Below are 15,459 nucleotides of genomic sequence, written 5' to 3'. Positions count from 1 at the left end.
GAGGCGAAGCCATGCCCGTCACGGTGAAGACATTCGCAAGTTTCGGCGAGGCCGCCTCGGCATTGTCGTCCGACCGCAGCGCCCGCTATCTCGGCGGCGGCACGCTGGTCATGCGCGCCCTCAACGAGGGCGATGTCTCGATCTCCACCGTCGTGCGCGCGACCGATCGGGCGCTGTCTCGTATTGATGTCGCAAGCTCGCGCGTCACGATCGGTGCTGGTGTCACCTTTGCGAGAATTCTGGCCGAGCGCGAACTCGCCTTTCTGCACGCCCCAGCTCGTTCGATCGGCGGGCCGGCCGTGCGTAACATGGGCACGGTGGGCGGCAATCTGTTCGCGCCCAACCCTTATGGCGATTTCACCGTCGCACTGCTCGCGCTAGATGCGACTGTTTCCGTCCAGGGCGGTCTTGGTGCGCGCGACATGCCTATCGAAGAGTTCCTGCAATCCCGCGAACGCCAGAGCGGCGCGCTGGTGCTAGCCGTCTCCTGCCAGCGGCCCGCAAGCGCCGACGCTTTCCGCTATCGCAAGATCGCCCGCATCAAGCCGAAGGGCGGTTCGGTGATCACGCTCGCGGCGCATCTGCCTGCTAGCGGCGGCCGCATTTCAGGTGCGCGCATCGCGCTCGGCTCGATGGCCGCCACGCAAATTCGCGCCAGAGCCGCCGAGCGCGCGCTGGAGGGACGTTCGCTTGACGGTGCGGCAATCAACGCTGCTGCGGCGGTAGCCGCCGAAGGTGTGTCGCCCACAGACAATGCCCTTGGCAGCGCCTGGTATCGCCGCGAGATCGTCGGCGTTCACCTTCGTCGCCTGTTATCCGGGCTGGAGTAAGCCATCATGACCAAGACCCCGCTCCAGTTTCGTCACAATGGCCGCGATGTCGCGCTATTCGTCGACGGCGGCGTCAATCTGCTGGTCGCGCTCCGCGAACAGATCGGCGACATGACGCCGAAATTCGGCTGCGGCCAGGGCGGCTGCGGCGCCTGCAGCGTGCTGATCGATGGCGAACTGCATCTCTCCTGCCTGACGTTGGCGGAGTCGGTGGCCGGACGCTCCGTCGAGACGCTCGACGGGCTGAAGGACGGTCCCAACCTGCATCCGCTGCAACGCGCCTTTATGGAGCAGTTCGCGGCCCAATGCGGCTACTGCACGCCGGGCATGCTGATGGCGGCGAAGGCGCTGCTCGATCGCAATCCGTCTCCGAGCCGCGCCGAGGTCATTGAGGCGATCTCCGGCAACATCTGCCGCTGCACCGGATACGAGCCGATCATCAACGCCGTGATCGCCGCCGCTGCGAGTGGTCGCGCACGCGCCTAAAGGGAACGACCATGCTGGAACTGCGCAAGGACATCTTCGCCGACGAGCGCGACGATAATCTGAAAGAGATCGGAAAGGGTACGCAGCGCCAGGACATGCTCGGCCATGTCACTGGCACTTCGACCTATTTCGATGACCATAAGCTGCAGGGCATGCTGCATCTGAAAGTATTGCGCAGCCCGCATGCACATGCCCGCCTGCGCCGCATCGATACGATGGAAGCGGAACGTTCGCCCGGCGTTCGCCGCATCATTTGCGGCGCCGATGTGCCGCGCAATCTCAATACGCTGCTCAGCCTGATCAATTTCGGCAAGGACGACGAGCCGTCGCTTGCGGTCGACAAGGTGCGCTACAAGGGCGAGCCCATCATCGCGGTTGTCGCCGACACTCCGCGAGAAGCCTATGAGGCGATGGCGAAGGTGCGCGTTGACTACGAGCCGCTGCCCGCAGTGTTCGACGTCGAGGAAGCCCTGAAGCCGGGTGCGCCCGTCGTCAACGAGGTCTACCCCAAGAACACCTTCATCTATCACGACGTCTATGATCACCAGAAGCTGCGCTTCGGCGACGTCGAGCGCGGCTTCGCCGAGGCCGACCACGTCCTCGAACAGCGCTACCAGATGTCGCCGATCGAGCATGCGCCGACCGAAACCAACGGCTCGATCGCCGCACCCGACACCAACGGCCGTTATGTCGTCTACACCTCGACTCAGGCGCTGTTCTTCTCGCTCGATACCTGCGCCAAAATCCTCGATGTCCCTTCCAACACCTTCCACTTCATCGGCGGCACCGTCGGCGGCGGCTTTGGCGGCAAGGTGGACACGCTGACCGAACCGCTCGCCATTCTCGGCGCGATGCTGACTGGGCGTCCGGTGCGCTATCAGCTCGGCCGCGAGGAGGAGATGCAGTTCGGCTCGCCGCGCGGCGCCGAGCGCATTTACATTAAGGACGGCGTGATGAGCGACGGACGCATCGTCGCGCGCAAGATCCGCGCCTATTTCGACAGCGGCGCCTACACCCGGCTGTCCAGCTACGCGGTGGTCAAATGCGTGGCTCACCTGCCCGGCCCCTATACGATCCCGAACGTCCATGGCGACGTCTACTGCGTGTTCACCAACCGGACGCCGGCGACCGCCATGCGCGGCTTCGGCGTCACGGCGATGGACTTTGCGCTCGAATGCCAGATGGACAAGCTCGCCCATCTCGTCGGCATCGACCCGATGGAGTTTCGCATCCTCAACGCCTATCGCGACGGCGACATGAAGGCGCACCGGCGCGAGGCCAAGAACACCGCGTTGATCGAATGCGTCCAGGTCGCCGCCGAAAAAGCCAAATGGCCGCTGCGCGAAGAGTTCAAGCGCATGTCGTCGCGCCAGGACGGCGGCGGCAGCCGGGCAGCGATATCGCCGACACCGATCGAGCCTGTCCCGCAACGCGCCGCGGTCTCACAGCAGCGGACCACCTACGATCGCGCGCCTCCTGCGCCGATCCACGAACCGCCGCCACCCGCGCCGCCCCCTCCTCCAAGGCCGCCATCGCCATCACACGGCGCCACGCGCTTTTCTTCCGTCTTCGGCACCAGGAGGCGCTGACCATGGCAAAGCATCGCGGACGCGGCATCGCCTCGATCAACTATCCCATCGGCATGAACCTTGGCGGCGACCCCAGCCAGGCGCTGGTTCATTCCAATCCCAGCGGCAAGTTCACGGTGTCGCTATCGTCGATCGACCTCGGCCAGGGCATGAAATCGGTGACGCGGCAGATCTGCGCGGAGACGCTCGGCGTTCCCGTTGAAGACGTGTATGTCGACACCGCGGATTCCGACACCGGGCCACACTGCATGGGCTCGTTCGCGTCACGCGGCACGCATCGCGTCGGCAACGCGGTGATGGCGGCGGCGAAAGAGGCGCGCGGGGTCATGATGGAGGCCGCCGCCGAGGAGTTGGAGGTCAACGCTGCCGACCTTGAGACCGACGGGCGTGGCAACATCCACGTCAAGGGCGCGCCGCATCGCTCGATCTCCACCAAGGATGTCGCGATTGCTGCGCAGTTCAAGCAAGGCAAGACAATATCGGGACGCGGCATCTTTCTGGTGCCGTTGTCCGAGGTCAATCCCGAGACCGGCGAGATGTCACCCGCTACCTGCTACGCCCACGCCTGCCTGGTCGCCGAGGTCGAGGTCGATGACGAGACCGGCGAGATCGCGATGGTGCGCATGGACAGTGCCTACGAACTCGGCCGCGCGCTCAATCCGCGCTTGGTGGAACAGCAACTCGTCGGCGGCGCCTGGATGGGGATCAGCCACGCGCTGTTTGAAACGCCCGAGCCTTATTATCCCGATCCGGCGCACGGCCCGCGTGATTTCGTCGAATACCTGATGCCCGGACCCGGTGACATCTGCCCGCACGATATCGCGGTGCTGGAACGCCCCGCGGCCGACGGCCCGTTCGGCGCCAAGGGCCCGGGCGAGATGTGCGCCAATCCGGTGCTCCCTGCGGTCGCCAACGCCATCTTCAACGCGGTTGGCGTGCGGATGGATGAATTGCCGATCACGCCGGAAAAAGTTTTGCGGGCGATCAAGGCGCAGGGCGGCGCACGACCGCAGGCACGGCGCTGAGGCAGAACATGACGGTCCGCGGCAACATCGTCGGCATCGACAGCCCGGAGGCGCTGGAGCGGGCCCTGCGGACGGCGTACTATCTCGCCGACGACGGCCTCGCGACAGCAGCCTATCTGGCGCTCGCGCTCGGCAAGCCGCTGCTGCTGGAAGGCGCGCCCGGCGTCGGCAAGACGGAAGCCGCAAAAGCGATCGCCGCCGTGCTCGGCCGCCGCTTGATCCGGTTGCAATGCTATGAAGGCATCGACGCAGCCGCCGCGCTCTACGAGTGGAACTATCCGCGCCAGATGCTCGCGATCCGCCAGGCCGGCGAGGAAACAATCGATATCTATGGCGAGACCTTCCTGATCGAGCGGCCGATGCTCGCCTCGTTGCGCGCGCCTGACTCCACTGTGCTGCTGATCGATGAGATCGACCGCGCCGACCAGGAGTTCGAGGCCTTTCTGCTGGAATTCCTCTCCGACTTCCAGATTTCCATTCCCGAGCGCGGCACCGTTCGCGCCGCCGAGCGCCCGGTCGTCGTGCTGACCTCAAATCGCACCCGTGACCTGCACGAGGCGTTGCGCCGCCGCTGCGTCTATCACTGGATCGATTATCCCACCGCCGAGCGCGAGGCGCGCATTGTCATGATGCGGGCTTCCAGTGTCGCCGAAGCGACCGCGCGCGCGGTCGTCGCCGCCGTCGGCAAACTCCGGCGCGAACCGCTCAGCAAGGCGCCCGGAATCGCGGAAGCCGTGGACTGGGCCGAAGCCGCCACACTGCTGCACGCGCGCGGCGTCCGCTGGCCGGATGCGTTCAAACGCTCGATCGGGGTTGCACTGAAGGACGAGGAGGATCTCACCTTCATCTCCGGCCGGCTCGACGCCCTCATTGCGGAGGCTGCCGCGTGAGCGACGAACCTCAATTGCCGCGCGCTGCCGGCGTCTTCGTGTCCTTTGTCGCACTGCTGCGCACCAACGGCTTTGCCGTGGCGCCGGAACAGACGACTACGTTCCTGGCCGCCATCGAACTGCTGGGTCCGCGCAGCCTCGAAGCCATTCGGCAGGCTGGATTGGCAACGCTCGCGCCGCCACCCGAGCGGCGCGCGACCTACGACCGGCTGTTCGACATCCATTTCCTTGGAAGCGAAGCGGTCGATCGGGCGGGCGCAGAAGATGAGGAAGTGGTTCGCCTGCAGGAGGAAGGCCGCGGCGAGGACGAAACATTGTTCGCCGATGAAGCCCACGAATCCGGACTAGCCGCAGCCCGCGCGGAAGCGCTGGTCGAACGGCGCTTCGTGCCGGGCGCAACCGGCGATGTCTTGCGAAAGCTCTCTCGCGAGGCGCCGGCGCGGCTGCCACGGCGGCGCGGCCACCGGCGCAGGCGCGCCCGGCGCGGCCCTTGGGCCGACCTGCGGCGAACCTTGCGAGAGAGCGTGCGCAACGATGGCGAAGTGCTGCGGCTCGGCCGGCTGAAGCGGCGCACCCGGCCGCGCAAGATCCTGCTGTTGATCGACGTCTCCGGCTCGATGAAGGGGCGTACCGACGATAACATGAAGCTCGCGCATGCGCTGTCGCACGCGGCTCCCAACGTCGAAGTGTTCACCTTCGGCACCCGCCTCACCCGCGTCACCCGCGCGCTCCGTCTCAAGCGCCGCGAGCAGGCGCTGTTCGCCGCTGCGCATCTCGTCAGCGACTGGGACGGCGGCACCCGCATCGGCGACGCACTGCAGGCGTTCCTGGCGGTACCGCGGTTCGGCAGCTATGCGCGTGGCGCCGCCGTCGTGATCGTCTCCGACGGCCTCGAACGTGGCGATCCCTCCGCGCTACGCGACGCCGTTGCAAAGCTGTCGCGGCGCGCCTGGCGCCTGAGCTGGCTGACGCCGCTGGCGTCAGGCCCCACCTTTCAGCCGCAGACCGAAGCGCTGATCGCGATCAGGCGCTTCGTGGATGATCTGGTCGATGGCGGGTCTACAGCCGCGATCGTCTCGCATGTTCTCTCGCTCGGACAAAGGAAGGCCGCGTGACCGAAATCGTCGATGCTCATCACCACATCTGGCGTCAGGCCGACCTGCCCTGGCTTGTCGGCCCGATGCAGCCGCGCATCTTTGGCCCCTATGAGCCGATCCGCCGCGACTATCCGATCCAGGAATATCTTGGTGACCTCGCAGGCTCCGGCGTAACGCGGTCGGTCTACGTGCAGACCAACTGGGCCAACGATCGCTTCGAAGACGAAACGGCCTGGGTGCAAGAGACCGCAAAGGACCATGGCTGGCCGCACGCCATCGTCTCCTATGCCGACTTCAACGTCGATGATGTCCGCCCGCAGCTTGATCGTCTGGCGCGCTATCCGCTGGTGCGCGGCGTGCGCATGCAACTGCATTGGCACGAAAACCCGCTCTATCGTTTTGCCGCGCGACCGGACCTCTGCGCCGATCCGAAGATACGCCGCAACATCGCGCGGCTCGCCGATTATGGCTTCAGCTTCGATCTGCAGGTGTTCGCGCCGCAAATGGAAGATGCCGCAGGCCTCGCGGAAGCCTGTCCCGATGTAACCTTCATCCTGCAGCACGCCGGCATGCTGGAAGACCTTTCGCCGCAGGGTCGATCCGCCTGGCGCACCGGGATGACCCGGCTCGCGGCCTGCCCGAACATCGTCTCAAAGCTTTCCGGGCTCGGCACCTTCATCCACCGCAACGACCCGGCGCACGTAGCCGGTGTTGTCACCGAAACGGTCGCGATCTTCGGCGCCCAGCGCTGCCTGTTCGGCTCAAATTTTCCGATCGAAAAACTCTGGACCAGCTATCGCGAACTGATCGACGCCTACCTCGCCGCGACAGCCTCGCTTGCCGCGGATCAGCGCGACGCCGTTCTGCGAACGACTGCCACGCGCGTCTATCGGCTTGACCGATGACGGCGCGCGGATCCGCCAATCAAAAGAACGTGGGAGGGAACAGATGCCGCTTGAAATCAAGATCCTGGACTATGGAGATATCGAACTGGAATCGAGCTTTCTCGTGCTCGGCCGCGATTGCGGCCGGACCCGCCGTGTCCTGACGCTCGGCTTCCTGATCGTCGGCGGCCCCTATCCGGTGGTGATCGACACCGGCTACCGCTCCAACCAGATCATGGAAACGCTGGGCATGCGCGGGCTCCAGTTCCACGAGAACATGATCGAGAACCAGCTCGCGCGCCACGGCGTGCGCATGGGCGACGTCCGCTTCGTCTGCCACACCCATTTGCACATCGATCATGCCGGCAAGGACGATCTGTTTCCGATGAACACGACGGTCGTGCTCAACCGCAAGGAGCTGGAATATTCCGTCTCCGGCCTGATGCATCCGCAATATCCGGCGCCCGATATCAAGCATCTGATCGACCGCCTGCACACCAAGAGCGCACTGCGCTTCCTCGATCTCGAAGTGACCGGCCCGATCGAGCTGATGCCGGGCGTCTATTGCGAGGCCGCCAACGCCCACACCGAAGGCTCGATGAACATCCATGTTCACACCGCCGACGGCATCGCCACCATCTGCGGCGACGTGATCTACGATTTCAACGACCAGATCGTGAATCCCTTCCACGAAATCCATGATTGGGAGCCGCGCACCACGGGCAATCACGGCACCAGCAAGCGCGCCGAGAAGGCGGCCATCAAAAAGCTCCTGAGCAACTCGCGCTACCTGCTCCCGGTCCACGACCGGCCGGCCAAGATCGAAGGCGGCATGGTGGTCGGCCGGCTGCACGACCAAGTGCCCGGCCCCATCGTTCAGAGCTTGCCGCAACGCCACTGGTTCCCGGCCTGAGCGCTGAAAGGACCGACCGATGACGCACGTCACGCTGCGCCCGGACTTCGAGACATTGATCGATCCCTATGCGCCGGTCGGCCAGGTCGGCACAGGCTTTGAATTCACGGAAGGACCGATCTGGCACCCCACCCTCCATTATCTGCTATTTTCGGACATGCCGGCCGACGTGCGCCGGCGGTGGGACGCCAAACGTGGTGTCGTCGAGGTCAAACGCCCGTCGAACAAATGCAACGGCATGACCTATGACGCCGAGCTCAACCTGATCGTCTGCGAGCACGCCACCTCGTCATTGATCCGCGAACGCCCCGACGGAAGGCGCGAGGTAATCGCCTCGCATTTCGAAAATCAGGAACTCAACAGCCCGAACGACGTCTGCGTGCATTCGAGCGGCGCGATCTATTTCAGCGACCCCTGGTATGGCCGCATGCCGGTCTACGGCGTCGAACGGCCGCGCCAGCTCGGCTTTCAGGGCGTCTATCGTGTTCCGCCTGGCGGCGGCCCACCGAAGCTCGTCGTCGATCGTCACCTCTTCGATCAGCCCAATGGGCTCTGCTTCTCGCCCGACGAGCGCCTGCTTTACGTCAACGACACCACGCAGGCGCTGATCCGCGCCTTCGACGTCGAAGCCGATGGCTCGCTCTCCAACGCGCGCGTATTCGCCAGCGGCATCCGTTCCGAGCTCGAGCCCGGCCTGCCCGACGGCATGAAGTGCGACCAGCGCGGCAATGTCTGGGTCACGGCGCCCGGCGGTGTCTGGGTCTATTCGCCATCAGGCGAATTGCTCGGCAAGGTGCGCGTGCCCGAACTCGTCGCCAATCTCACCTGGGGCGGCTCTGATTTTCGCACGCTCTATCTGACTGCCACGCATTCGGTCTATGCAATTCCGGTCAGGGCCGGACCGCGCCACGAGCCCTATATGAGCGGCCGCACCTCGTCCGGTCCTGACACCGTCTCTGCCACGCCTGCCTCACCACAACTTGCCGGCGGCGACATGCGGCTCGATCCGCGGCGCTGCGCGATGATCATTCAGGATTTGCAGAACGACGTGATCATGGAGGGTGGCGCATTCGCCGATTCCGGCTCGCCCGCCCATGCGCGCCAGCAGCGGGTGGTCGACAATGTCCGCCGCCTTGCCGAGGCCGCGCGGGCGCGCGGCGTCATCATCATCCATGTCTGGTTCATCGTCGAACCTGGCGCGCCCGGCGTCACGCTCAACGCTCCCTTGTTCGAAGGCCTGGTCGATAGCGGCGCGATGGTGCGTGGAAGCTGGGGTGCGGCGCCAGTGCCAGGGCTTGAGCCGCGCGCCGGCGATTTCGTGGTCGAGAAGATGCGCATGAGCGCCTGGGAAGGCACGCGTCTGGAGACCATCCTGAAGGCGACCGGCCGCGACATGATCATCAACACCGGCGCCTGGACCAACATGTCGATCGAGCACACTGCCCGCACCGGCGCTGACAAGGGCTACTTCATGATCGTGCCGGAAGACTGCTGCTCGACCATGAACGCAGACTGGCACAACGCCTCGATCAACTTTGCGATGCAGAACGTCGCCGTCGTCACCAACGCCGATGCGGTTATCAGGGGATTAGGATGACCAGGGCGCGGCCATGCCAAAACTCTTTCACCTGAGCTGCTCGCCGCGCGCGGATTCGGAATCTTCAGCCGGCGCGCGCGTCTTTATCGACCGCTTTCATCAAGCGCGGCCCGACTGGGACATCGACGTGATGAACCTGTGGCGGGATCACCTGCCGGAGTTCGAAGGCTACGTGTTGGAGGCCAAATATGCCCGCATTAATGGCCGGGCTTTCACCGATTCACAGCGCGACGCCTTTGCGGTCACCGAGCGTATCGCGCTCCGGTTCGCGCTCGCCGATCGCGTGCTGATCTCGACGCCGATGTGGAATTTTGGCGTTCCCTACAAGCTGAAACAATGGATTGACGTGATCACGCAGCCCGGGCTGGCGTTCCGCTTCGATCCGGCGCAAGGCTATTTGCCTTTGTTCAAGGACCGGCCGACGGTCATCATTCTCGCCAGCGGCAGCGACTTCGTCACCGGCATGAACCGCGGCCGCATCGACATGGCGACGCCCTACCTGCGCGAGGCGCTCCGCTTCATCGGCGTCAGCAACGTGCGTTTCGTGCCGATCGGGCCGACGACCGGGCCGGTCGAGCCGATCCGGGCGGCACGCGAAGGCGCACATCGGCGGCTGGCCGAGATGGCTGCGCGATTCTGACCCGCAAGGTTGGCGGAACCGGAACATTTGCGGCAATATTGCGCGTACCGGACCGCATCAAAGGAGACTTCCGTTGAAATGTTATGAGCTACAGGGACCGAGCGGAATCGATGGACTTGCCCTCGTGGATAAGCCTGTGCCGACGCCCGGCGACGGCCAGGTGCTCGTCCGGCTCAGGGCGGCAACGCTGAACTATCGCGATCTCATCACCGTCAAGGGCGGCTACGGCTCGCGTCAGAAATTTCCGCTCGTACCGGTTTCGGATGGCGCGGGCGTGGTCGAGCGGGTCGGCCCGGGCGTGCGTGAATTCGCACCGGGCGATCGCGTCATCGGCAGCTTCTTCGAAGGCTGGATCGGCGGCGAACCAAGCGAAGCAAAAATGCGCTCAGCCCTCGGCGGCGCGGTGGACGGGGTCCTTGCCGAATATCGGGTTTTTCCGAAACACGCGCTGGTCCGAACACCGGAGCACCTCAGCGATATCGAAGCCGCCGCGCTTCCCTGCGCCGGGCTCACGGCCTGGAGCGCGATCGTCAAGCTCGGCGGCGTGAAGCCCGGTCAAACCGTTCTGACGCAGGGGACCGGGGGCGTATCCCTGTTCGCAGTTCAGTTCGCCAAAATGTGCGGCGCGCGCGTCATCGCAACCTCATCCAGCGACGCGAAGATCGAACGTCTCAAGCAGCTCGGCGCCGACTATACCTTGAACTACAAGACGACGCCCGATTGGGGGAAGAAAGCCCGCGAATGGAGCGGTCACGGCGTCGACCTGGTCGTGGAGGTCGGCGGGGTCGGTACGCTGAACGAATCGATCCGGGCGACCAGGATCGGCGGCACGATCGCGTTCATCGGCGTGCTCGCCGGGCCGCCGCCATCCGACCTGCGGCTCCCCTTGATGGTCATGCAGCAGCAGCGGCTGCAGGGCGTCACCGTCGGATCGGTCGAGGATCTCCAGGCGATGGCGGATGGGATTGCCGTCAACGGCATGAAGCCGGTGATCGACAGAACGTTCGGTTTCGATCAGGTCAGGGACGCTTTTATGCACATGGAGAGCGGTGCGCATTTCGGGAAGGTGGCGATCGAGATCGGGTGACGCCCCCTAAAGTCTGCTAAATCTGCGGCCGATTTCGTTAGCGTGGCGCCTGGCTGGCCGGATCGCCGTTGTCGGATAAAACCTGGGCCGCGCCGCCGACGCCACGCCGAAACGCTTCGTCAAACGTAACGCCGCGGACTTGCCAGCGGTGCGTCCGGCCTTGCCAGTCCATCTGCCAACGCGTGGCCCATCCAAGCTCGCGATCATTCCAAACCAGATGTCCGACCAACGCGAGTTCCCCACCCTGCTCTGTCGCAAGCGGCGCCAGAGCCGACGATGGCCTAGTCTCGAGCTTCGCGCCTTCCAGGCCCGATTTCGCCAACGCGGCCATGCTGGGCAGCACGATGTTCATCCCGCGCCTGTCGGCGGCTGCGAGCAACGCGTCGCGATGCAAATCGGACTGAGCTCCATCCGCCGCGACAATAAAATTCCTCGGGCCCTGCTCCATCTCGACAAAAACGGCCAGCCGCGGGCGATGTGAAAGCCATGGCTTGAGGCCGAGCGCCTTGAGGACGCCGTCGATTTTCTTTTCGTCAAAATCGACCGTCAGATCGTAGGGCCGATCGCGGGTACCCTGCTCGTCACGAACAGGCTTGCCTGCAAACTGGTCGCGATAACTGAATGCCTTGACGAAACTTTTTGCGTTCGATTTGTACGCCGCCAATCGACGGTCGCCCGCGAGTTTCTGTGCGCCGGATACCTTGATCAGGACGTCCTCCAAACAGGAGGCAAAGCCGATGATGCGGTTGCCTTCGCCCTGTCCCGTGACGACGGTCTGCGCCCGATACAGATCAGCTCCCGCCGCCATCGCTCCGGTGCACCAAACCAGGGCTGTTGCAAGGAGTATACCGACGATGGTGGCTGCGCCACGCCATATCAAAACAGGCTGGCGTCTCGTCATAGGCAGATCAACCACGATGAGGCTTCCGCGATTCCTCAAGCTCTTGTCTTGGAACATTGGCTAATGCAAGCCCCAGAAATATCGTTTTAAGAAAGCCCTCCCCGCTGGTGGGCCTTCAACCCTAGCATTATGTATCTTCGCTGGGAAAAACATACGCGCGGGTCCAATGACAGGGTTCCGACCTGCAAGGTTTTCCCGAGTTTTGCGGTCATTTCAGGATCGCAGGCGTCTACGCAGGGATCCGCGATGCTGATGTCCTGAAAATTGGCGATGCGGCGCGTACAACTCTTGCTGGTTCCACGAATTGCTTCTATCGCCATTAGGCCTTAGATTTCCGCCATTCGCCTCGTCGAAAACGGGCGCCGCCCGGCGCGCGCGAGAGCTGAACGGGATTTACAACCGAGCCGGGGTCGCCGCCTCACGAAAAAGCGGAGGGCTCGACCGCTGCTATGGCGAGACCTGTAGATCGGCTGTAAGAGAGACGGCCCGTGCGAGAACGATGTCGCCCGCGCGGAAGCTGCGGCGAGCAGCCGGATGGAAATGAACGATGCGCGAAGACAAGAGCAAATTGCTGAGATCGCTGACGATCGATCGCAGCGCCACCAAGGTGGAACGACCGAAGAGCCGCCGCTGGCTACCGATCGCGGCGGCCGTTGCCGCCTGCGTCGTCGCCTTTGCCGCCTTTGCCGCCTTCGAACTGCGCTGGCAGGACCCGCCCAAAGAAGCCGCACCGCAAACCGCATCGCAGCCGAACTCACAGCAGCAAGCGCCGCAGCAGCCTCAGCAGCCCGCAACGAATGGCAAGGCGGCCGGCAGCCTGGCGGCCTCCGGCTATGTGGTGGCACGCCGCAAGGCGACCGTTGCGGCCGAGATCACCGGCAAGGTGGTCGAGGTCTTCACCGACGAAGGCAGGACGGTGACCGAAGGGCAAGTCGTCGCGCGGCTCGACAGCGTGCTGGCCGAAAAGGACTATGAGCTGGCGCGTTCACGCGTCGAGACGGCCGACGCTGCCGTCGCCGCGATCACCGCCGAGCTGGAGGATGCGACCCGGATTATGTCGCGCGTGCAGACGCTGTCGCAAAAGAATTTTGCCACCGAGGCCGATCTGACCAAGGCGCAAGCGCGCGTCGGCGTGCTCAGCGCTCAGTTGCGTCAGGCGCAGTCGCAATTCGAGACCGCCAAGATCGACGCCAAGCGCAGCGCCTCGATGCTCGATAAGCATCAAATCCGTGCGCCGTTTGCCGGCGTCGTCATCGACCGCAGCGCGCAACCCGGCGAGATGATTTCGCCGATGTCAGTCGGCGGCTTCACCCGCACCGGCATCTGCACCATCGTCGACATGGATTCCATCGAAATCGAGGTCGACGTCAACGAGGCCTTCATCGGCCGCGTCACCCCCGGCGGTCCCGTGAACGCGGTGCTGGATGCCTATCCGGACTGGACCATTCCCGCCTCTGTCATCGCAATCGTGCCGACCGCAAACCGCGAAAAGGCCACGGTGAAGGTCCGCATTCGCTTCGAAAAGAAGGACCCACGCATTCTGCCCGACATGGCGGTGAAGGTGAACTTCTTGCGCGAGGCCAAGGCGAACGATAAGGCGAACGGCTCCGCCGACGCCAGCGCCGCGAACTAGCTCCCGACCGATTCAAAGAGGAGACAAATGTGACAGCCGAACACCCGATGGTTCGCCTTACCGCCGTAGCTAAGCGTTTCACCAAAGGCAAGGAGACGATCTCGATTTTCGACCACCTCGATCTTGCGATTCCCCGCGGCGATTTCGTCGCCGTCATGGGACCGTCGGGTTCGGGCAAGACGACGCTACTCAACCTGCTGGGCGGCATCGATCGCGTCGACGCGGGCGAGATTGCGGTGGCGGACCATCGCATCGACGGTCTCTCCGAGGGCGAATTGGCGGCTTGGCGAGCCGCCAATATCGGCTTCATTTTCCAGTTCTATAACCTGATGCCGATGCTGACGGCGGCCCAGAACGTGGAATTGCCGCTGTTGCTCACCAAATTGCGCAGCAAAGAACGCGCCGAGCGTGTTCACACCGCGCTTTCCGTGGTTGGGCTTGCCGATCGCGTCAAGCACCGTCCGCGCGAAATGTCGGGCGGCCAGCAGCAGCGCGTGGCGATAGCGCGCGCCATCGTCTCGGACCCGAATCTGTTGCTGTGCGACGAACCGACCGGCGATCTCGACCGTCAATCCGCCGACGAAATCTTATCGATTCTGCAACTGCTCAATGGCGAGCTCGGCAAGACCATCGTCATGGTCACCCACGATCCCGCGGCGGCAAACTATGCCAAGCGCGTCTTGCATCTCGACAAGGGCCGCTTCGTCGAACGGGAGCTTGCCGCGTGAACGACTTCGACCTGGTGCGGAAAAACCTGTTCCGCCGCAAACTGCGCGCGAGCCTGATGATCGTGTCGATCCTGATCGCCTTCATGATCTTCGGCGTGCTCGCCGGATTTTACCGTGCCTTCACCGCCGGCGAGGATGCCGCCGCCGCGGACCGGATGATCACGGTCAACAAGATCAACTTCACCCAGCCGATGCCGATCGCCTATTTCAACCGCGTAAAAGCGGTGGAAGGAGTGCGGCAGGTGACCTTCGCCAACTGGTTCGGCGGTTACTATCAGGATCCCAAGAACTTCATCATGGCGCTCGCGATCGAGCCAAACACCTATTTCGACGTCTATCGCAGCGAAATCGACGTTCCTCCCGAGCAGCTTCAGGCCTTCATACGCGACCGCGGCAGCGCGGTGGTCGGTGAAACGCTGGCGCAGAAGTGGGGCTGGAAGATCGGCGATCGGATTCCTCTCAATAGCAACATCTTCAGCCAGAAGAGCGGTGGTCACACCTGGGATCTCACCATTGTCGGCATCGCCAAGGGCAAGGCCCAGCACGTCGATACCAACTTCCTTCTGTTCCAGTATCCCTATTTCGACGAGACCCGCAGCTTCGGAAAGGATACCATCGGCTGGATGATCCTGCAGACCACCTCGCCCGAAAACAACGACCGCGTGGCCAAGGCGATCGACGCGATGTTCGCCAATTCCACCGCCGAGACCTCGACCGACACTGAAAAGGCCTTCGGCAAGGCCTTTGCGGCGCAGTTCGGCAACATCGCGCTGATCGTGTTGCTGGTGGTCGGCGCCGCCTTCGTCACCATTCTGATGATCGTCGGCAACACGATGGCGCTGTCGATCCGGGAGCGCACCCGCGAGATCGGCGTGCTGAAGACGCTCGGATTTTCAGGCCCGCGAATCCTAACGATGGTGCTCGGCGAATCCGTATTGCTGGCGCTGCTCGGCGGAATTCCCGGACTGGCGATCGCGGCGCTGATCGCCATGGCGCTGCGCAACAGCCTGGCCAACGTCGTGCCCGGCTTTGCCGTATCGCCGACCATAGCTCTGCAGGGGCTGGCGCTCATGATCGCGCTGGGGCTGATTACCGGGATCATCCCGGCGCTCAACGCCATGCGGCTCAAGATTGCAACCGCGCTCGGACGGGGATAGGC

Annotated in this window: 15 protein-coding genes; 14 read left to right on the top strand and 1 reads right to left on the bottom strand. The window is 64.0% G+C overall.

Translation table 11 applies throughout. The features are described 5' to 3' along the window. Window positions 1-11 precede the first annotated feature (11 nt). The 11 genes from RX328_RS07390 to RX328_RS07340 all read left to right on the top strand — a co-directional run bounded on the left by RX328_RS07390 (window position 12) and on the right by RX328_RS07340 (window position 11,038). Complete coding sequence (locus tag RX328_RS07390; RefSeq protein WP_213251377.1) at window positions 12-830, top strand: FAD binding domain-containing protein; 819 nt, start codon at window positions 12-14, stop codon at window positions 828-830. A gap of 6 nt (window positions 831-836) precedes the next feature. Continuing rightward, entirely contained in the window at window positions 837-1,316 is a 480-nt protein-coding gene (locus RX328_RS07385) for a (2Fe-2S)-binding protein (protein ID WP_213251376.1), read from the top strand. Window positions 1,317-1,327: 11 nt separating this feature from the next. Next, the gene (locus RX328_RS07380; protein WP_213251375.1) at window positions 1,328-2,905 is read left to right on the top strand and encodes a xanthine dehydrogenase family protein molybdopterin-binding subunit; all 1,578 of its coding nucleotides are present in this window, start codon (window positions 1,328-1,330) and stop codon (window positions 2,903-2,905) included. Between the two features lie 2 nt (window positions 2,906-2,907). Then, the gene (locus RX328_RS07375) at window positions 2,908-3,930 is read left to right on the top strand and encodes a xanthine dehydrogenase family protein molybdopterin-binding subunit (protein ID WP_213251374.1); all 1,023 of its coding nucleotides are present in this window, start codon (window positions 2,908-2,910) and stop codon (window positions 3,928-3,930) included. 8 nt (window positions 3,931-3,938) lie between these two features. Beyond that, a complete protein-coding gene (locus tag RX328_RS07370; RefSeq protein ID WP_213251373.1) occupies window positions 3,939-4,820 on the top strand; it encodes an AAA family ATPase in 882 nt (293 codons plus the stop codon). Beyond that, window positions 4,817-5,935 (top strand): vWA domain-containing protein, encoded by a 1,119-nt coding sequence (locus RX328_RS07365; RefSeq protein WP_213251372.1) that lies wholly within the window; start codon window positions 4,817-4,819, stop codon window positions 5,933-5,935. The genes RX328_RS07370 and RX328_RS07365 overlap by 4 nt, the downstream gene beginning before the upstream one ends. Beyond that, window positions 5,932-6,822: an amidohydrolase family protein gene (locus RX328_RS07360; RefSeq protein WP_213251371.1), complete on the top strand. Its 891-nt coding sequence runs from the start codon at window positions 5,932-5,934 to the stop codon at window positions 6,820-6,822. The genes RX328_RS07365 and RX328_RS07360 overlap by 4 nt, the downstream gene beginning before the upstream one ends. Before the next feature lie 43 nt (window positions 6,823-6,865). Beyond that, entirely contained in the window at window positions 6,866-7,714 is an 849-nt protein-coding gene (locus tag RX328_RS07355; protein WP_213251370.1) for an MBL fold metallo-hydrolase, read from the top strand. A gap of 19 nt (window positions 7,715-7,733) precedes the next feature. Further along, on the top strand, window positions 7,734-9,311 hold the full coding sequence (locus RX328_RS07350; protein ID WP_213251369.1) for an isochorismatase family protein: 1,578 nt from the start codon (window positions 7,734-7,736) through the stop codon (window positions 9,309-9,311). Between the two features lie 13 nt (window positions 9,312-9,324). Further along, on the top strand, window positions 9,325-9,951 hold the full coding sequence (locus RX328_RS07345) for an FMN-dependent NADH-azoreductase (RefSeq protein ID WP_213251368.1): 627 nt from the start codon (window positions 9,325-9,327) through the stop codon (window positions 9,949-9,951). Between the two features lie 73 nt (window positions 9,952-10,024). Continuing rightward, window positions 10,025-11,038, top strand: a complete 1,014-nt coding sequence (locus RX328_RS07340; RefSeq protein ID WP_213251367.1) for a zinc-dependent alcohol dehydrogenase family protein — start codon at window positions 10,025-10,027, stop codon at window positions 11,036-11,038. A 37-nt stretch (window positions 11,039-11,075) separates the two neighbouring features. Here RX328_RS07340 and RX328_RS07335 read toward each other — a convergent pair whose 3' ends face one another. Beyond that, entirely contained in the window at window positions 11,076-11,846 is a 771-nt protein-coding gene (locus RX328_RS07335; protein WP_249726338.1) for a DUF2066 domain-containing protein, read from the bottom strand. 640 nt (window positions 11,847-12,486) lie between these two features. Between RX328_RS07335 and RX328_RS07330 the strand changes: the two genes are divergently transcribed. The 3 genes from RX328_RS07330 to RX328_RS07320 are packed head-to-tail and all read left to right on the top strand — an operon-like array spanning window position 12,487 to window position 15,457. Continuing rightward, window positions 12,487-13,572, top strand: a complete 1,086-nt coding sequence (locus tag RX328_RS07330) for an efflux RND transporter periplasmic adaptor subunit (protein WP_213251365.1) — start codon at window positions 12,487-12,489, stop codon at window positions 13,570-13,572. A 47-nt stretch (window positions 13,573-13,619) separates the two neighbouring features. After that, window positions 13,620-14,300, top strand: a complete 681-nt coding sequence (locus RX328_RS07325; RefSeq protein ID WP_213251454.1) for an ABC transporter ATP-binding protein — start codon at window positions 13,620-13,622, stop codon at window positions 14,298-14,300. Further along, window positions 14,297-15,457, top strand: a complete 1,161-nt coding sequence (locus RX328_RS07320) for an ABC transporter permease (RefSeq protein WP_213251364.1) — start codon at window positions 14,297-14,299, stop codon at window positions 15,455-15,457. The genes RX328_RS07325 and RX328_RS07320 overlap by 4 nt, the downstream gene beginning before the upstream one ends. Window positions 15,458-15,459: the final 2 nt, after the last annotated feature.

Source organism: Bradyrhizobium sp. sBnM-33, assembly GCF_032917945.1.
In the GTDB taxonomy this organism is placed as follows: domain Bacteria; phylum Pseudomonadota; class Alphaproteobacteria; order Rhizobiales; family Xanthobacteraceae; genus Bradyrhizobium.
Note: the sequence above shows the minus strand (reverse complement) of the source record. Positions and strands in the feature narration are given on the sequence as shown.